This is a genomic window from Spirosoma jeollabukense (genome assembly GCF_054777855.1).
Map to the genome: position 1 here is coordinate 1599888 of NZ_BAAHAD010000001.1, position 19985 is coordinate 1619872.

Annotated in this window: 13 protein-coding genes; 6 read left to right on the plus strand and 7 right to left on the minus strand. The window is 49.4% G+C overall.

All coding sequences use genetic code 11. The annotated features are described in order from the left end of the window. Window positions 1-16: 16 nt before the first annotated feature. Window positions 17-1492: an alkaline phosphatase PhoX gene (locus ACYVEA_RS06550; protein ID WP_461112554.1), complete on the minus strand. Its 1476-nt coding sequence runs from the start codon at window positions 1490-1492 to the stop codon at window positions 17-19. Window positions 1493-1617: 125 nt separating this feature from the next. After that, window positions 1618-1764, minus strand: coding sequence for a hypothetical protein (locus ACYVEA_RS06555; protein ID WP_461112555.1), 147 nt, complete (start codon window positions 1762-1764; stop codon window positions 1618-1620). Window positions 1765-2044: 280 nt separating this feature from the next. Here ACYVEA_RS06555 and ACYVEA_RS06560 point away from each other — a divergent pair, with 280 nt between their 5' ends. After that, entirely contained in the window at window positions 2045-6235 is a 4191-nt protein-coding gene (locus ACYVEA_RS06560; protein WP_461112556.1) for a lamin tail domain-containing protein, read from the plus strand. Between the two features lie 184 nt (window positions 6236-6419). Here ACYVEA_RS06560 and ACYVEA_RS06565 read toward each other — a convergent pair whose 3' ends face one another. The 4 genes from ACYVEA_RS06565 to ACYVEA_RS06580 all read right to left on the minus strand — a co-directional run bounded on the left by ACYVEA_RS06565 (window position 6420) and on the right by ACYVEA_RS06580 (window position 9590). Further along, window positions 6420-6674 (minus strand): hypothetical protein, encoded by a 255-nt coding sequence (locus ACYVEA_RS06565; RefSeq protein WP_461112557.1) that lies wholly within the window; start codon window positions 6672-6674, stop codon window positions 6420-6422. A gap of 224 nt (window positions 6675-6898) precedes the next feature. Continuing rightward, window positions 6899-7375, minus strand: a complete 477-nt coding sequence (locus tag ACYVEA_RS06570; RefSeq protein WP_461112558.1) for an alkaline phosphatase — start codon at window positions 7373-7375, stop codon at window positions 6899-6901. A gap of 24 nt (window positions 7376-7399) precedes the next feature. Further along, window positions 7400-8746, minus strand: coding sequence for an alkaline phosphatase (locus ACYVEA_RS06575; protein ID WP_461112560.1), 1347 nt, complete (start codon window positions 8744-8746; stop codon window positions 7400-7402). A 157-nt stretch (window positions 8747-8903) separates the two neighbouring features. Further along, window positions 8904-9590 carry a hypothetical protein gene (locus ACYVEA_RS06580; protein ID WP_461112562.1) on the minus strand — a complete coding sequence of 229 codons (687 nt, stop codon included), beginning with the start codon at window positions 9588-9590 and terminating at the stop codon, window positions 8904-8906. A gap of 335 nt (window positions 9591-9925) precedes the next feature. Here ACYVEA_RS06580 and ACYVEA_RS06585 point away from each other — a divergent pair, with 335 nt between their 5' ends. The 5 genes from ACYVEA_RS06585 to ACYVEA_RS06605 all read left to right on the plus strand — a co-directional run bounded on the left by ACYVEA_RS06585 (window position 9926) and on the right by ACYVEA_RS06605 (window position 17098). Then, entirely contained in the window at window positions 9926-12811 is a 2886-nt protein-coding gene (locus ACYVEA_RS06585) for a TonB-dependent receptor (protein WP_461112564.1), read from the plus strand. Window positions 12812-12859: 48 nt separating this feature from the next. Continuing rightward, on the plus strand, window positions 12860-14551 hold the full coding sequence (locus ACYVEA_RS06590; RefSeq protein ID WP_461112567.1) for an IPT/TIG domain-containing protein: 1692 nt from the start codon (window positions 12860-12862) through the stop codon (window positions 14549-14551). 307 nt (window positions 14552-14858) lie between these two features. Continuing rightward, window positions 14859-15605 (plus strand): beta propeller repeat protein, encoded by a 747-nt coding sequence (locus ACYVEA_RS06595; RefSeq protein WP_461112568.1) that lies wholly within the window; start codon window positions 14859-14861, stop codon window positions 15603-15605. A gap of 69 nt (window positions 15606-15674) precedes the next feature. Beyond that, a complete protein-coding gene (locus ACYVEA_RS06600; RefSeq protein WP_461112569.1) occupies window positions 15675-16109 on the plus strand; it encodes an energy transducer TonB in 435 nt (144 codons plus the stop codon). A gap of 512 nt (window positions 16110-16621) precedes the next feature. After that, window positions 16622-17098: a YybH family protein gene (locus tag ACYVEA_RS06605; protein ID WP_461112570.1), complete on the plus strand. Its 477-nt coding sequence runs from the start codon at window positions 16622-16624 to the stop codon at window positions 17096-17098. A gap of 423 nt (window positions 17099-17521) precedes the next feature. Here the strand turns inward: ACYVEA_RS06605 and ACYVEA_RS06610 are convergent, their stop codons facing one another. Further along, the gene (locus ACYVEA_RS06610; RefSeq protein ID WP_461112571.1) at window positions 17522-19927 is read right to left on the minus strand and encodes a TonB-dependent receptor; all 2406 of its coding nucleotides are present in this window, start codon (window positions 19925-19927) and stop codon (window positions 17522-17524) included. Between the last annotated feature and the right edge of the window lie 58 nt (window positions 19928-19985).

Genomic DNA, 19985 nt, shown 5'->3' on the forward strand with positions numbered 1-19985 from the left:
AAACACGTAATGAGGGTTAACGGGGCAATCCTTCAATCAGAATAAGTTGACTGGCCTGATTTTCGGCCTTCCGAACCGAGCCACCATCAACACCCTGGTATTTATCTCCTCGCCAGGTATGCGCCTGAATGCCCAGCATGAATGTATTCGGACGGCCCGTTACGTCGGATACGTCAATCATGCCACTACTTTCCCACGAGCCAAATTTCGACGTACCACCCACATTGTACTTAGCTGCGTCAGCTTCGGTCCGGCGATGATCCAGCACCAGAATCGGCGTCAGTTTGCCCGAACTCAGTTCGTATTGATACACATAGGCGTCGTGTTTCTCGTCCCCGTATTCGTTGGGATCTTCCATAATGTAGGCATAGTTGGTGGTCACGCAGATGTTGTCCGGGTCCTGGAACATATTTGCGGGACCATTACGATCATCGCCATTGAGTACTACCTCCAGTTTACCCTTCGTCGGATCAGCTTCGTCCAGTGTCAACCGGTAGATCCGGCCATATTTCGACCGTGAGTAATCCGCATTGACGCCCGTATTATTCTGCCCGGTTACGGTAAAAAATACTTCGCGGCCATTCGCTCCACCTCCCTTGCGATAATCTACGTCTTCTACGCGACCGAATTTAATGGCTTTCAACTCGTTCACTTTCCCATTGATCTGGGCTCCGGTAAGGGTTTTGTGGTTATCGATCTTAACGAACTCGACGTCGTATTTTACGCCCGTTGTCATGTCCATTTCCCGTTGATTGCCATCCGTACGTTTGAGCATATGCAAAGCACCGTTTTCCAGGTCCCCAACGGTATTGGTCAGATACAACGCTACCTGCCCACCATTCACATCCGAATCATCATCCCCGATGACAATGGCGGTTTTGCCCGGATAAGCGGTTTTTGGGAGAGGTAATGCATTCTCCGCACTCCAGCGTCCTAAAGACGGTACTTCCCGGGATATGGCAGCCTGCTGGGCATCCGCGTTTACCGGCAGGGCATGCGTACGGGATTCCTGACCGCTTTCGCCACAGGTCAGAAAGACGGGGCCAAATCCATGCTCCAGCGGGGTAACTAACGTAGCAGAGCAAAGCCGCCAGGTTCCTCCATCTGAGTTGAGGATGTATTCGCCCTTGACCGGTTTAAAAGACGCATCGAGCTTGATGCGCGAAACCGCAAAATTGTCTTCGTTGTTCACCAGAACCGTATAGGTTTTGTCGGGATTCTGAAAAATACCCGCGCCATCCGCCGAACCACCAAATACGTAGCCTGGCGACTGCTCTAGCTGATCATCACTGCTCAGCAACGAGTATAGTTTGATGCCGTCGGCAGCCAATCGGCCACCCGCCCCTGGCAATACTTTAGCTAAAACCGGCGTGACCGAGCGGTTTTGAACGGTGATGGCCGGGCTATCGGGTGCCCGATGATCCTGACAGCCAGCTAGTGCCAGCACGGAAAATGCCGATGTAGCAGATAAGAAAAGGTAATTCAGCTTCATAATTCGTGTTAGTAGATTATTCCACAAAACAACGAATATGCTTCGGGCTGACTGAATCAATCGGATTACGATTCTGCTACCAATTTAACGGCGTATTAATACAATTTTAATATCTCTATAGTGGGTCAGACCAACAGATTCAGCCCAATGGTAATAGCCAGAAAAAGAACCACAAACAGCACAAACCGGAGTTGAGCCCCCCGATCGTAGTGGCCATAGACACTATTACCCGCTAGTAAATTCATAAGTTCATTGATCCAATGAGTCAGCATAGAGAAATAGCCATACGACTGAGTGAGAAGGACCGCAAATATATCAGATGGCACGGCTTCCCAGATTACCTAATTATTATCATCCTGCTAAGAAACCGATTTCATGAGGGTACTTCATTGGCCCAGGCCGGAAGGTCGATATCAATTCCCTCCAACTATTGAAAGGGTTACTACTGTCTGAATAAATTGTTACGTAACGTCCTCACAATATAACAATTAGGTAATAAAAAGGAGAAGTGAGCCGCGCTAGCTTTGTACTTAACTAACTCATTTCCCGTTCATGAAAAAAACGTTACGAAAGACATTCTTCCAAAAAATGCTGTTCCTGAGCCTGGTTTTAGGGATCGGCTCTACATCTCTGAACAACGCATGGGCACAGTATACACCAGGCAACCTCGTCGTCTTGCAGGTTGGAAGCGGTACAGGCACGTTAAGCAGTGCCGCTACGCCGGTTAATCTGGTTGAATACAGTTCGACCAGCGGATCACTCGTCAATACACTGGCATTGCCAACCACTACGTCAGGATTAAATCGAAAATTGACCGTCAGTGGCACGGCGGCTTCGGAGGGGGCTCTTGCCCTATCACCAGATGGCCATTACTTAACGCTGGTAGGGTACGATGCCGCCGTATCTACCGCCAGTGTTGTGAGCGCGGCCAACATTGATCGGGTTGTTGCCCGAATTGATAACGGACGTGCCATCAACACAACTACCATAATTCCGCAGTCAGCCGCTTACACAGGCAATAATATCCGGTCCGCAGTCACTACCGATGGTACTCAGCTATGGACATCGGGTACAGGTACCGGCGGAGGCATTCGATACACTACCCTGGGGTCAACGGATGGTGGTGTGCAGGTGAGTAACACGATCACAAACACACGGGTTGTCAATATCTTCAACGGTCAACTGTATGCAACGTCTTCTACAGGGAGTTTCACAACGGTATCGTCGGTAGGTACTGGTTTACCAACAACCAGCGGGCAAACGATCACATCATTGCCGGGCATTCCAGCGTCAGCTGCGGCAAGTAATCCCTATGGTTTTGTGTTTTTTGACCGGGACCCTGCCATTCCGGGTGTTGATTTGTTATACGTAGCCGATCAGACAGCTGGCAATGGCCTTCTTAAATATAGCTTTGACGGTATTACGTGGACAGCCCGGGGTAGTTTTACGGGCATAGCCACGGGCCTGACAGGTGCCATTAATTCAACGACAAACGGGATTGACTTATACGTAACGGTGGGCACCGCAGTTGCCAACTCTATTTATAAATTGAGTGATAACACAGCGGCCACCGCATCTATTGCAGTTGGTAGTACCATCGCATCGGTGGGGACGGTGCTGGCAACGGCGCCGGCCAACACGGCATTTCGGGGAATTGCTTTTGCGCCCACCGCTATAGTTGTTCCTATGCCTGACTTGGCAGTTTCACTCTCCGCACCCGTTTCGGCTACACTGAACGTACCATTTAACTACTCATTGGTTGTTACTAATTCGGGTAGTGCCAGTGCGTCGGGCATTACGGCTCGATTTGAGCTTCCCGCACCGGCTAGTCTAACGTACAACTCGGCAACAGAAGCCAGTGGGTTCACCGCTAGCCAGACGGGGAATATGATTACGTTTTCGGGTGGCTCCCTGACGGCAGGCACCAGTACGACACTGACAATCAATGTAACGCCTATTATAACGGGTAACGTAACAAGCGGCACGGCAGTGGTTGACCCGTCAAATGCAGTGGCCGAAAGCAACGAAGCGAACAACTCGGCACCGGCGGTGACGGTCAATGTAGGCGTAGCGCCAGTTGGTCAGATACGAATCACAGAGTATGCCTACGATGGCGCCGGAACGGGTGGTGAATTTATTGAGCTAACCAACGTCGGGACGGCCGCAGTCGATCTGACGGGCTGGAGTTTTGACGATAGTAGCCGCCAGCCTGGTTCGTTTTCGATTGGCGGATTTGGGGTTGTGCAGCCGGGTGAATCAGTCATTATTGCTGAAAATGCAGCCAACGCCTTCCGTACAGCCTGGTTTCTGCCTACTACGGTAAAGGTGATTGGTGGAAATGACCAGAACCTTGGCCGTGGTGATGAAATAAATATCTATGACGCATCAAATACCCTGGTTGATCGACTGACGTATGGTGATAACGTATCGGGAGTAGGTGGACCGCGTACCCAAAATGCAAGTGCCTGGACAACGTCCGCTAACCTCGGCGCGAATACCATCACAACCTGGCAGTTATCCACTGTAAACGATGCCCAACATTCGTATTCATCGGTATCGGGCAATGTGGGTAATCCGGGTGGCTACAACGTTCCGCTCAATCGGGTTATCGTGCGTGAATCGGGCAATACGACCAACGTAGCGGAGGGTGGCGTATCTGATACGTATACGATAGTGCTAAACAGTCAGCCAACAGCCGACGTAGTAGTGGCCCTTGCGCCTGGTTCGCAACTGGCAACCAACCCGGCTGCATTGACATTTACCTCAGTCAATTATAACATCACACAAACGGTATCCGTTTCGGCGGTAGATGACAACGTAGTCGAAGGCATTCATTCGGGCATTATTACGCATAGCGTTACCAGCCCTGATGCGTCCTACAATGGGATAGCCATCAATCCGGTTTCTGTGACCATCACCGATAATGACGTATCAGTGGGTACTTCGCCCACGATTGCTGTCGCCGGTACGACAACGGCTTACCTGAGTGCATCGGCTGTTAGTGGTGTTATTGGTGACCCAACCGATCCCGCCCGTACGCTCGGGATTGATTTCACCATTAATGATATCGACACGCCCCTTAGCAGCCTGACCGTAATGGCCAGCAGCAACAACACCAGCGTTGTGGCGACGGCCAATCTGAATCTGACGGGGAGTGATGCCAGCCGAAACCTCAAAATTATACCCACGGGTATTGGCTATGCCACCATCACCGTAACGGTTACAGATGGCACCAATGCGACCTCCTATGTGATTAATTATGCCGCTTCGGCCGCGTCAACCAGCACCAGCCGCTTCCATACGGGTTCTAGTGATGCATCGACCGCCGTTGATGCCGGTGGAGGCTATATGCTGGTGGCGGATGACGAGAATCAGGTACTTCGCCTTTATAACCGGACCAATTCGGGGCTGCCCGTCAATGGATTTGATTATACGTCCTCGCTGGGATTGACCGATATATCGGGCGGTGTTCCCCGCGAAGTGGATATTGAATCGTCCGTGCGGGTTGGCGACCGGATCTACTGGCTTGGTTCGCACAGCAATTCGTCGGGTGGCGCCAACCGCCCCAACCGGAGTCGCCTATTTGCCACGGACGTAACGGGCAGTGGAGCCAGTACGACACTCAGCTACGTTGGCCGATATGATGGGTTAAAAACGGACCTGATCAGTTGGGATGTCAACAATGGACATGGGCTGGGAGCAAACTATTTCGGTTTACAGGCGAGTGCGGCAACGGGTATAGCACCGGAAGCCGACGGTGGTATTGGGTTCAATATCGAAGGACTCACTATCGCACCCGATGGCACAACGGGTTATCTATCGTTCCGCGCTCCTATCTCGCCCGCATCGAATCGGACAAAAGCGTTGATTGTGCCGGTTACTAACTTTACCTCGCTGGTGTCAGGGAATCCATCAAATGCTCCTGCTACGTTCGGTGCCCCTATCTTACTCGATTTGGGCGGGCGCGGCATTCGCGAAATCAAAGGGAATGGCAACGGACAGTACCTGATTGTGGCAGGCCCGTCGGGTGGTGCCGGAGCGGACCCGAATGCGTTTAAACTCTATACCTGGACGGGTGATGCGGCCGATGCACCCGTTCTTCGGGCGGCCGACCTTAGTGGATTAAGCGGAACGAGTGGCAGCAGCAGCATCGAGTCCATTGTAGAAGTGCCCGCTTCACTAGATGAAACCAGTTCGATTCAGTTTGTGCTGGACAATGGCGATCAGGTCTTTTACAACGACGGCACCATTGCCAAAGACCTGGCGCAGAATAACTTTAAGAAGTCCCGCAGTGAGTACGCTACGGTAGGCGCAGCTATCCTCCCCGATCTGACAGCCATTCTGTCTACGCTCCCCTCTACTGTCTACGCTACATCGCCCGTGACGGTGGTGCTGGATGTATTTGAACTGAACAATGTAGCCACCAGTAGACCGGCCACGGTTTACATTTCCAAAGATCCGCTGGTCAGCTTGAGCTTCGATCAAACGATGACCTTCGTTGGAGGCAAAATGGTGCAAAACAGCAACTGGACTTTCGATGCGGTATCGAACGAAAACTTCTATATATTGACCACAACCCAACTAATAGGGCCACAAGCCAAACAGTCGGTCGGGTTAACGGGCGTACTGAGTCCTGGTAATACGAAGGGTACCCTCACCTTAAGTTCGCTGGTTGTTGGCGGAAATGAAGTGAAGGTCACTAACAACGCCGATGCCGACAAGATCGACTATTTCAATAAGTAAGGTGCTGATGGCTAAAAACACGAAAGGCAACGTGGTCTAATTGGCTATCATCAATTAATCGATCGACACATCCTGTAGGGATGAAACAGCTACGCGGACTGGAAGTCGGAATGCCGCACTAGCCCATTACAGAAATAAACTCTGAACCTAACTGCCGACCCTGATAGGAGTCGGCAGTTAGGTTTTATAAATCAGCCTGTTGATTGGTTATCTTCTTACAATCTTCCTGCGCTTTTTCCAGAAATTTTCTGGATTGATCAAGGCCTGTCATAATGGTTTGACGTAACGTAGTAACCGCTTCATCTTCCTCCATCCGGTTCACTTTTTCTAGCTGAACCTCCATTTTTACAATTACCTTTTCGTATGTCCTGATTACTTTTTGTAGTCGTTTCTTTAGTTTATTTAAAACCTGGCGCTCCGGTAGTTGGGCTGTTCTCATGGGATGGTAAATACTAAAAGGTTATACCAAAAAGACCGGCCAAATCAAGCAGCCGATCTTTCGTTGTTTACTGCAAGTAGTTGGACTTGAAGCTCAAATGTACACGCTCACGCAAATAAATTTACCCTAAAACTGATCCGTAACCTTTTGATAATATATCCTCCTTTTAAGGTTAAAAGCTAGAATGAAAGATCTCAGAATGAGTGGATTGTTGTGCTTATTAGCTAGTTTCCGGTGACGTGATACTTCTGCAGAATGGTCATTATTTTATGCTGGATGTCGGTATTTTCGTAGACGCCCCGAAAATCCAGGGAATGTGGCCCGTATGCAAAGACAGGCACCATGATTCCCGAGTGATCGTTGGTGCTGAAGCTGCCATCGACATAACCGCGTTTCAGGTCGCCATCTAGCAAACTAAGTCCGCCCGTTTCGTGGTCGGCGGTGACGATGACCAGTGTTTCGCCGTTTGAGTCGGCAAACCGAATGGCGTCTCCAATGGTCCGATCGAAGTCCAGCATTTCCTGAACGACGTACCGCACATCATTGGCATGACCACCGTAATCAATCTGGGCACCCTCCGCCATGACAAAAAAGCCTGCTTTGTTGGGCTGAAGCTCATGAATCGTTTTCTGAAGGCTTTCTTGTAAAAAGCCCTTCCGCCCTTTGCTGACCGACACCACCGACGAGTCATCGAGTAGCACGAAGGGGGATTTCAGCGTTTCCAGCTAATTGAACGTAGTGCCGATCCGATAACCACGCTGACGTAGCGTATCCAGCACTTTTTCTTCCTGAAAATACCGATACCCGCCACCAATCAGGATGTCTACCGGATTACGAAGAAAGTCGGAGGCAATTTCCCTCTCGAACATGCGGTCGGGTTGGTGGGCATAAAAAGCGGCTGGCGTGGCGTCGGTAATTACACCTGCCGAGATAAGTGCGCTACCCATGTTCCATTTTTTGATCAGTGCCGGAATCGCGGGGAGTGATCTACCCATCGAATCGACACCAATGGCCCGATTATTCGTTTTTTGACCTGTAGCCATCGCCGTGCCTCCGGCTGCCGAATCGGTTATATACGTATCGGCTGCACTGGTTTTGGAGAAGCCAATGTTCAGAAGTTTTGCCAGATTTAAATCACCCCGATTCGCCGTGAGGCCAGCATAAATCTGGGCCAGGCCCATGCCGTCGCCAATTAGCAGAATCACATTCCTGACGCGGCTCCGGTTGTCGTTATTGCGGTACGTTGGCTGGTAGGTAGCATGGGGGGCTGGATTCTGGTATTCAGCCGTTTGGCGCAGACTGAGAAAATGTCCGAGAGCGGCAATCTGATCGGTATTGATGTAGTCAACGCCGAGATTCATTAGGGATTTCCAGGTATTAACGTTATCGGGCGTTGCCCAGAATCGGATTTTTTTACCCTGTCGATGCACTTGCTGAACGACTTCCTGAATCTTGGCCCGTTCTTTTTTGACAATCAATCCTTTACCATTCCAGTGCGTATACTGCTTGAAATCCTGGCTGATCAGGCCGACGTGCGTCAGTTGATCGGGTGTGTAGGCAACAGCAGGCCGACCGTCGAACTGAAGCCAGGTTGGATAAGTAGCAAACTGGTCAGGTGGTGGTACATTGCCACTCACAACAACCTTCACAACCCCACCAGTCCCAAAAATGTCTGGATAGGCGCTTAAGGCACTTACCAGAATTGGCAATGACAAATGGGCGGGCGTTTTTAAGTCGATCAGCCATTGTAGTCCATAGTTGGCACCAGCATAAACTTTCCCTTTGTTAGCGCGCACTTTTTCGACAATGGGCTTGATGTACAGCGCTTCCAGTGTCCGGGCGGGCGAAATGTCGGCGGAGTCGTGAGCCACATAAAGCTGACCGTCACGAGCGTATATGTCCGCTTCAATGGACCCAAATCCCTGGTCGTAGGCTTGCCAGAATGGAATCGTCTGTTCGTAATCGTTATGTGAATGCGCCTGAGCAGGCGAATAGGAAATGCCCGTCTGGGCCTGACCAATGGACGCTGAGACTAGCCAGGCGATAAATAATACAGGAAGTTGTTTTTGCATAGGCTTATCAGAAAAATGCCCGATTGAATGACGTCATTCAGCCGAGCATTTGGGAAGTCAGTTTTCCTGAGCAAAACTAGGTATGGATCATCTGGCAGGAAGGTGCATACGCATTGTTAATAGATTGATAATATAAGGATGCCTGTTTTATACCTGGCTACTTTATTGTTCGCTGCGCTTCCCGTTTATAAAGCTGCAAACGGCTCCTGGCAACACTCATGGCTTGATTCAATTGTTTATAGAGCTGATTTTGAGCGAATTGGATACCGCGCAATTTTTCTGACTCAACCATTGCTTGCTGCGATAGGGCATTAAACTGACTGGCCCGCTGCCGAAGTTCATGCAGGCAGTAAGAGGAGCGAATGGGTGTAAAATTGATCATTGGTAACAAATCAACCAACCAGCTAAAGTACCTGCCCAGCAAGGCGTAGGTGTCCTCGTGCAGGCGAACGTCTTTGTGAAGTACCGGTTTTCGTTTATCAATTGGGAACGTGTGGAGTGGTAAGCGATTAATTTTTCGGTACAGGCTCTTGATCAGGTCATTGGTTAACGTACCATCTTTAAACTGGTAATCAATGTCTTCCCACAGCTTATCCGTCAAGTGTTTTATACAGCCATCCGTTCCATCCGACAATCGCATACGCTTTTCGTAAAGGTCCCGGTAACGAAGCAATTGATTGTCGAATTGTTGATTGGTGGCTTCAATCTGTCTGATAAGCGCGTGCAGTATTGGCTCTTCGTCAACAGTCTTATTCCCGATTGATTTCACCACTGTCGACAGGTTGTCAGTAAGTTCGATTGCCTGCGTGAGTTTCTTCGTCAGGACGCATTCGTAAGGTGTCATGTATTAACAATTTTCGCGGCTGCCCAACAAGGGTACAATATGCCTTATTCCCACAACAGATTTATACTATTGGCCTTATTGACAGAAAGATTGGCTGATCCGATTTCCATATTTTCCTGGCTTTTTATTCCTATTTACCAGATTAACAACTAGTTAACGTAACGAGATGACTACTATAGGCCAACTGATTAACAAATTAACGGTAACAAGTTTGAGATTAAAACCAGATTAAAAAAACTTAACACAAATGCCCTAGGAACATAACATTGGGGTAATCCCGGAGAAATCTCGGGCCGGTAGTTTTGCGGTGCGAAAGCGACATCCGAGCTACCATGATGAATCGAAGTATCTTATTTCTTCTCCTTTTTCTTTCATATGTTGCCGCAATTGCGGCTAAAGATGCGCCCCTGGGCACCGTTCGTGGCACCATCCGGGACGAAAAAACGAAAGAAGCCCTTATCGGCTGCACCGTCCGTATCGACGGCACGCAACTGGGCGTCACCACCGATGTTGAGGGCAATTTTGTCATCCCGAACGTACCTGCTGGCACCCAGAAAATTGTCATCTCCTACATTTCTTATAAGACGAAGGAAATCCCCAATGTTCGCGTCGAAGCCGGGAATACAACCGTTGTTGAAACGGAATTAACGGTGGAAGGGCAAGCCCTTCAGGAAGTTGTTGTTCGGGGAAATCGAGCGACCAATACGGAGATTGCCGTAATCACCGAAATCAAACAGTTGAAGCCGATTGCGGTGGGGATTTCGGCCATGCAGATTCAGAAATCGCAGGATCGGGATGCGGCTGCCGCCATCCGCCGGGTGCCGGGCGTGAGCATTGTCGATAACCGGTTCGTGCTGATTCGTGGTTTGGGTACTCGCTATAACAACGTCCTGATTAACGACGTAATAGCACCCTCCACCGAGGTAGAATCCCGCTCGTTTTCGTTTGATATTGTGCCCAGCAACATCCTCGACCGGATGATTGTCTACAAGTCCGGCTCGGCTGAACTGCCGGGCGATTTTGCGGGCGGAGTGATCAAAATTTACACGAAACGTCGGCCCGAACAAAACTTTACGGATGTTGGCGTAACGGTTGGATACCGGGCGAATACTACGTTCCAGAACGTCCAGACGCATTCGCGGGGCGGGTTGAGTTTTCTGGGCTTGTGGGATGCCAAGAGCCAGTTACCTAGTAGTTTCCCGGCTAAAGCAAGCGAATTTAATGGCTTAAGCTCGGTACGCCGGGCTTCCTACGCTCGACTGTTGCCAAATGATTGGGGCCTGAAAAATATATCGGTTGCCCCCGATGTACGGATTGCCGTTAATACCGGTCGGCGATTCGAACTGGGCAACGTACGCATAAGCAACCTGACCAGCATCAACTACGCCTTGACTAATCAGTTCCAGGACGTTAATCTACGGCTGTACGAAAACACAACGGCCAACGACGTTCAGCAGGAATACAATGATGCTACGTATGCCCAGAATACGCGGTTAGGCATTTTACATAACTGGACCTTCCGCTTTTCACCCCGCTTTACGCTGGAATGGAAAACACTCTATAATCAACTAGGCTCGACGGAAACGGTTGTCCGGAACGGAAGCTTTGTCATTGACGGTGTCGATGTTCAGAGTTATTCGGAACGTTTCGAGAATCGCAGTATTCTGAACACACAGGTGTCGGGAGAGCATTCCCTTAGCGAATTAAGCAAGGTAAACTGGATTGCCAGTTATGGCTATTCGGGTCGTTGGGAGCCAGATTGGAAACGGGCTCAATATACCCGACCCGTTGGTGCGACAGGTCCCGATGGCCAGCCGGAACCCTTCCGGCTCAATGTCCCTGTTCAGCCCAGCCCGCTCAACCTGGGCCGATTCTACTCAAAGTTGAATGAGCAGGTGGTTTCATTGATTGGTAATTATGATCACACCTTCGGGAATCCAACGGACCGGGAGCCAAACCGAATTAAGGCTGGTGTTTATGGCGAACGTCGGAATCGGGATTTTGCCGCCCGTTTCTACGGCTACGAACGGTTTGGCCTGATCAATAACATCAGTGGTCTGGAAATTGGCCAGGCGTTAGCGCCCGAGAACGTAACGGGCCGTGAAGGTAGCTTCAGCCTTCAGGATGGCACGGTTGATAATGACTCCTACAATGGCCAGACGACCTACGCGGCTGGCTACGTATCGGGTGATGTGAATGTCGGGTCACGGGCCAACCTGACGCTTGGTTTTCGGGGTGAGTTCTATAACCAGACCCTTCGGTTAACGTCGGCGGTTAAACCGTTGGTAGACAACAACATTTTTAGCCCGCTACCGTCGGTCAATTTCACCTACAAACTGACTGAACAGCAAAATCTGCGATTCGCTTACTCCTCCACGGTCAATCGACCTGAATTGCGGGAATTAGCTCCGTTCCGATATTATGATTTTGCCCGGCAGATTGAAGTCATAGGGAATCCGCGTCTCAAAACCGCTACTATCCAGAACTTCGATGCGAAGTATGAATTCTACCCGACTCCGAATGAATTAATCTCAATCACGGCTTTCTATAAAAGCTTTAAAGACCCAATAGAATCATTCCTGATTCCAATTCCCGGAAACTTCATATTCACCTTCACCAACGCACTGGCAGCTCGGAATTATGGGGTAGAAATTGAATTCCGGAAAGGCTTTGCCAACTCTGGTAGCACCTTTCTCCAGAATCTCCAGATCGTTGGAAATGCCTCGTACATAAACAGCCGGGTTACAACGGCCGATTTCATTGAAGCGCCAGGCGCTGGTGGCGCTATTGAGCTTGTCGGCAACAGTACCGACCGGAAGCGAGCGTTGGCTAATCAGTCGCCATACCTCATAAACCTGGGTTTGTACTACGCTAATCCTACATCTGGCTGGCAGTACAACCTGCTGTACAATGTAGCGGGACCACGTATTTTCCTGGTGGGTAATATTGAAGACCCAACCACCTACGAAATGCCCCGGCACGTAGTGGATTTCAACATTAGCAAGACTATCAAACAGCAATTTGAAGTCCGGTTAGGTATCCAGGACATCCTTAACGCCCCGTTCCGGTTCGCTCAGGATTATAACGGCGATCGTAAGATCGGTAAAGACGTAACGTCCCGCAGTGCCGATGCGGACCAGAACTACATCAACTACCGACGGGGTCAATACGTAACCCTGACGGGTGTGTACACCTTCGGCCGACGAACCGTAGTGCCCTGATAATAACTACTCAACAAAAAATAATAATCAAATTAAACCAATCAATTTATGCTTTTTATCAAACGCTTCCAGTACACACTGCTTTGCGCATTGGGCTTGACGATGTTCATCTCAGCCTGTAAGAACAACGATACGCCAGGACCTGATCCACTTTCTATTACGAGCATCAATCCAGCACAGGCTCCGGTGGGTGCGTCAATTGTGATTACCGGAACGAGTTTTAATACCACACCCACCAGCAATTCGGTTGTGTTTACCGGCAACGCTGTCGCGCAGGTAACGGCAGCTACGACAACCTCGATGACCGTGATTGTACCGACAACTGCACAGAACGGTCCTATTTCGCTTTCGTCGGGAGGTACGACGGTACAGTCACCGTCTTTCACTATCTCGAATCGCGAGGTTGTTACGTTAGCTAATTCGATCACAGCCAGCCAGACCTTAACGGCGAACAAGATTTACGCGCTGAAGGGCTACGTTTACGTATCGAACAATGCCGTGCTGACCATTGAGCCAGGGACTATTATCCGGGGGTACAATGCCAGTCAGGACCCTGAAAATCAGAACCACCCCGGCACGCTGATCATCGAAAGAGGAGCGCGTCTGGAAGCCAAGGGGACAGCGGCTGCGCCCATTATTTTTACGTCGTCTCAGGCAGTAGGTGCTCGTAAATATGGCGACTGGGGCGGTGTTGTCCTGATCGGTCGTGCACCCGTCAACCGAGGTAGCACCATTGGCTTCGAAGGAGGTATCCGGGGTACGTTCGATTCAAACCTGAATACGGCCAATGACAATTCGGGTACATTGCAATACGTTCGGATTGAGTTCCCGGGCGTTGCGTTGTCCACAACGGCCAATAGCGAAATTAACGGATTGACCATGTATCAGGTTGGCTCGGGTACCACCATCGACCATGTGCAGGTTTCGTATAGTGGAGACGATGCGTTCGAATGGTTTGGCGGTACAGTTAACGCCAGATACCTGGTTGCGCTACGTACCTTCGATGACGATTTTGATACAGATTATGGCTACTCAGGTAAAGCGCAGTTTGGTGTTGCCCTGCGTGATCCGAACGTAGCTGACCAATCGGGTTCCGAAGCGTTTGAATCGGACAACTTCGATCCGGGCGTGCCAGCCCCTGCCGGGCTTCCTCAGACAGCCCCGGTTTTCGCTAATTTTAGTGCGTTTGCATTCAATCCTGGCGTACCCAGCAGTGCCAACACGCCAGGTGGTTCAGGCGCTTACCGGGCGGCTATGCACCTGCGTCGGAATACGTCGATCAGCATTTATAACTCCGTCTTTACCGGATTTCCAGAAGGTCTACGGCTGGAAGGTACGACGGCTGGTACGTTAGCAAACACGGCGAACGGCGGTCTGGAATTACAGGGAATTGTATTGGGCAATTCTGAAATTCCAAATTCAACGACGGTGGTACGTGGTGTTGGCGACATTACGACAGCCGATGCGCAAGCGTATTTCAATTTGGCTGCTCGTAAGAATCAGATTATAGGAACCGACATCACGTCGTTACTATTGAACGCTCAGAACTTTAACCTGACCGCCCCTAACTTCCTACCACAGGCTACATCACCTTTATTGGTGGCGGCTAATGCGGTTACCGGTGGTAAACTGGCCGATGCGTTTTTTACAGCAGCTCCGTACCGGGGTGCTTTCAATACGGAGAACTGGCTGACTGGCTGGACTAATTTTGATCCGCAGAATACGAATTACGATAAATAATCTACCCACTTAATCTTGGTAGAAGTTGCTGGTAAAGGCCGGAGCACTGCTCTGGCCTTTACTGTATATGTACACCAAAACGCGTTAAATTTTCCATCAACAAGCCACGTATGCGGCTTGATTCTATGTACTGCTGGTTCACAAAAATCCCCCGGGTAACAGAAATGAACCTTATGGTACATAGGCCGTTTCATAACAATAATTTAATACCTCATGAAGGAATCACTTTTCATCAATGGGTATTTTCGACAGTGAAAGGAAGCGTTATTTGATCATCTGACGTAAACGCATTAATTCCCTAAATCAAATGGATATACTCGTTGTAAAGAAGGTATTTCTGTTTCTGACGGTTTTACTGGTGACTGTTTCCTGCATGCATAATGACTCACCAATCACGTCCCCGGCAACCAGCGCAGAAGACCCTGACTGGATCAGGCTGGAAATACCAACAGGGCGGGAAGCGTATGCTATTGCAGGCGATATTGATAAAACATTACTCGTTTCTACTTGGTCAAAAGCCTACTACAGCACCGATCAGGGGAAGAGCTGGCGGGAATCCAAAGACTTTCAGGGGCCAATCCCTGGGTTATTCGTCCGCAATGACACCACCTTTGCCATGAATGGCATAAGGTATGATCGGCAGGGTACTCTGCTGGGCGCCTGCGACCCTCTGTATTTCACGGCTGATTATGGACAAACCTGGGATTACTATTCTAAATACTACAAGCAGTACCTGGATGACATTTTGCCCATCGGGATGGTGAAGGCATCAACCGGTACGGTGTATTCTATTCAAGCCTATAGTACACCAACGGCTCCCGGCTCAACGACTAGTTACGTCAATCCATCTGAAATTAGGAAGCAGGATACAGGTACCAGACAAACGGTCCGATTTCCGTTTAAACATCGTCTCATCAACTTGTATGTCGATACGAAAAATCGGGTGTATGTAGCTGCTTCGGGTGGTACTTATCAACCGGAGACTAACGGCTTTTACTGTTGTGAGGACACGATGCCTGCCGTTGTCTACGTATCAAGACGACCGCTTCCGTAGCGTCAGTTCTATATAAACCGCAAAACCACTTTTCGGGAATTTTACAGTTCGAATCACCCATTTTTTCACATGAGAAACGTATCAGTAACTCCGCGAAGTCTTTTTCTCTATCCACTGGCAGGGCTCTTTATGGCGCTGCTATTGATGTGCAAAAAAGAAGTTGAACCAGACAGCAATGCTATTGTGGGCAACGTCTATACGGTGGTTGACCAGCCGCCGGTTCCATCGGGTGGCCAGGCAGGGCTTGGCCAGTACCTGATGAAAAATCTACGGTATCCGGCCGAAGCCCAACGCGCCAAGATAGAGGGCACAGTGATAGTCAGCTTTGTGGTGACTAGTGATGGCCGTATTGCGGATGTGCAGGTTAAGCAAAGCGTGGGAGGAGGCTGCGACGAGGAAGCGCTCCGGGTTATCAAAGCCATGCCAGCCTGGAGCCCTGGGCAGCTAAACGGCAAGCCAGTGAATGTGCGGACTAGCCTGCCCGTTTCCTTTGTGTTACTGTAAGCACAACCCATCAGCAAGAAAACCGCTCAATTGGAGATTAATTCAAGCAGTGAATCTATCCCATATCCTGCCACAATACACGCAGTCAGGTATACTCTGGTCCAGGTTGGTAAAATGGCATTTGTGTAACCAGTTCATATGGGTATTGATCTACTAGTAGGTCAACCCAGCCTTGACGTCCGACGCCATGATACGTATTACGAAATGGCAACAAACACGTTGGCTTACTTTCCATGGCTCCGCGAATAAATACCTATATAGTTACTCATTCAGGCAGCCTATATTCTTACGTACCAGGTAAGCCGTCGGCAGTCAAGGGATATTTAGCCGCTTTTGACGAATTGCACGTTTCCTGGTTGAGCTTTACAAACTATTCTATAGTGTTGGAGTGAAATACGCTATCATACGTTGTGGTAGAGAAGGTTATTCATGAATAAACGTAAACTAATGAGCGAGTAACAGGCAACGCTTGGGGATTTACTGCATCTTTAGCAAACAAATAAATCTGCCGTATGAAAACCCCAGGATGCCTGCTCCTAACTGTTGCTTTACTGACTATAGTGAGTCCCTTTACCAAGACCTTTGCTCAATCAACAACAGATAGGGCCTCATTAGAAAAAACAAGCCAGGCCATTCGGACCGCTTTCGCACGTGGGGATGTAGCTGCTATTCTTACTTATCATCATCCTGACGTCGTTAAAGCGCTTAGTTATACGAAGTATTTAAAAGGACGTGATGCGGTGAAAGTCGATCTGGAAGGAACGCTTCAAGGGTTTACTCTGGAATTCAAAGACAACCAGGTCGAGAGTCTGTTCATTCAGGGAGACACCGCTATTGAACAGGCTCTTTTTACGATTAAAGGTATTCCAAAAAAGGGGGGAGAGCCATTCTTCTTTAAAGGGCGTGCGCAGGTTGTGTACGTCCGTTATAAACAGAGCCCAACAGGCTGGGCCTCCATTCGAGAGATTATTCAACCCGCTACCGAGTAAGTGTCAGATTGTCCAAATATGTACGATCGTATGCGACGGATAAAATTGGACATTTATTAAAAAAGGGCATTCAGAAAAGCGCTGGTGGAATTTACTGTTGGATTTAGACTATGCAACAAACGAGTTAGTAGTGTCAATTTAGATCACCCTAGAATTCGTCCACGAAAACCTTGGTATATTTTCCTGAGTAGATAATAGTGCGCGTACCAGCTTTTGATTTCAGTGCGAGATTGTAAATGAACCCGCCAAACGGCTGAACACGACCGTAAGTGGCTGCTTTGCGGCTATTCGGTTAAAGGTTTCTATTGGTAATACGGCCAAACGAATGCGCCGTCAAAAAATGGCTAGAGTAGCTGAAGAGAACGGATAATGTCAATAAATCGACGAGTTAAACTCCGTCGATTTATTGACACTAAGACATCACTAAAACGTTGCTCGGGCTGAAACAATCAAGTTTCGGCCCGGAGCCACAAGTCCTGAGCTATAAGGCCGGTACCGCTGATCGGTCAGATTTTCCAGTCCGGCGTTGATCGACAGGTAGTTCAGCAGTTGGTACTGAGCCTTAAGATTCAACGTGTACCAACTTGGCGAATACGGCTTTCCATCAGCGTCAATGGCATACATGTAATCTTTGCCCTGCTCTTCCTGGGCTAATCCTTTGTTGGTAACCCCGCCGTTGTAGACGCCATACAATTCGGCACGTAGCCGTTTGGCGGTGTAACTTAGTCGGGTAACGCCAAAATAAGGAGCCGCGTGCCGAAGTGGGCTGGTTGTGCCATCGTCCAGTTCTTCGTCGCCTTTCTGATACGTAAACTGCGACGATAACCGGAACCCATTTCGAAGGTTGATTTCGAGTCCGGCCTGTAATCCATATACCCTGGCTTGCGCTGCATTCTGGATTGCCTGCACCTGACTGAGTTCGCCATTGTACACAATGCTGTCGCGGCCGTTCAGCGTAAAATTGCGACGTACCAGCGCGTTGTCCAGCAAGGTATAATAACCCGTTACGTCCACTTTCACCGAACTGCCAATTGTTTTAGCTATGCCAATTTCGGCATTATATGCGTATTCAGCTTTGAGCGATGGATTTGGAATCACAACCGAGCCCGGTGCCGAATCGAACACTTTACCGATGTCATCCACATTGGGCGAACGGAAACCTGTCGCCAGATTAGCACTGAGCATCCAGGATTCCGATGGACTGTAAACGAGTCCAGCACTACCCGTGAGTGCTCCATTATTGAGTTTAGCCGAGGTAAACGGGAACGGATAAAACGTAGTCTCGAACTGAGAATTCAGGACAAACTGGTTGTACCGGGCACCGGCCTGAAATGTCAACTGATCGCTGGCTTTCAACTGATACGTCAGATAAGCCGCATAGGACGCCCAGTTCGATTTCGGATAACGGGGAGCGCCGGGCGTCGTAACCTTGGTGACGATATCCAGATTGGTAGCGGTGGAAACAACATCGTTGTAGATCGCTTCAACACCATAAAATACGCGCTGTTTCGGATCAACCTGCCTGTTGAAATCGACGCTGGCCGAGAAGGCATTGACTTTTTCCAGCGTAGTTCGGCGCTGGGGCGTGTTTAAATCGCGGTCAATCCGGCTTTCTTCGAAAAATTGATGCGCCAGCCGAACCGTCATCTGATCGTAGATACCCGCTGATTTGGTGTGCGTCATCGTTAGGTTGTTCATCATCCATTCCTGCGGCCCGTAATTCCATTCGGCACTACGTGGTAGGTTACGCCGGTAGCGCAGCAACCGGTCATAGCGGGCATAATCGGAGGTGTTTGAGTAATGAAACCCATAATCAACCGTCCACGTTTCGGTTGGTTTGAAGCGTACTTTCTGGGTCAAATTAAGCTGTGAATACCCGCTTGGGCGTTGTATCTGAGGATCAGAGTTCGTGATGACCACATCTTTGCCATCCATTCGTTCCACGTACTCCTTTCGCAGGTATTCATTCGGACCGTTCGTGCCCATGCGCAAATCGCCAAAATTGTTGTGGGATATACTGGTGGCGATAGCCCACTTTTGCCAGCCGACATTCACATCAGCATGACCCGTAAATTCACCATTGGCCGAGGAATAACGACCCAAGGCAGAACCCGACACGAAGGTTTTGGCACTTGTGGACAGTTTAGGCGTCAGCGTATAAAAGCTCATCACACCCGCAATGGCGTCGCTCCCGTACATAACCGAGCCTGGCCCAAACAGTACTTCGGTATTACTGATTGCGAACGGGTCGAGTGAGATCACGTTTTGCAGGTTGCCACTCCGAAAAATAGCCGTATTCATGCGTACGCCATCGACGGTAATCAACAGCCGGTTGGTCGAAAAGCCCCGAATCATCGGACTGCCACCCCCTTGCTGACTTTTTTGAATAAACACCTCGCCCGACATACCCAACAAGTCAGCCGCCGTTTGCGGATTCTGAAAGGCTACGTCCTTAGCTGAAATCGTGGTGATTTTGGCGGGAATATCCCGTCTCGACTGATTCCAGCGATTAGCCGTTACAACCACCTGATCCAGCGAAATGTATGCTGGCTTTACGTAGATAAACCCGTTCGGTTTGGCCAACTCGTCGTACGTCAGGAGTTGTGTTTCGTATCCAACCATCCGAACCTGAATTTGGGTAGCGCCTTTAAATGTCGAAATATTTACTTTCCCATTCGCATCTGTAATGGCTGACGCTTTGGGGTTTTCACTCGAAAGCGTTGCCCGTTCGAGTGGTCTGTAATCCTGTTGATCTTTCACGGTTATCTCCTGAGCGTAGCTTGTGAGGTAAGCGCCCAGCCATAAACCGAGAATTATATATTTTTTCATTTCTCATGAATCAGTTTCATAACATACAGATAAATAGACCCTTAGTCAGCTTCATTTT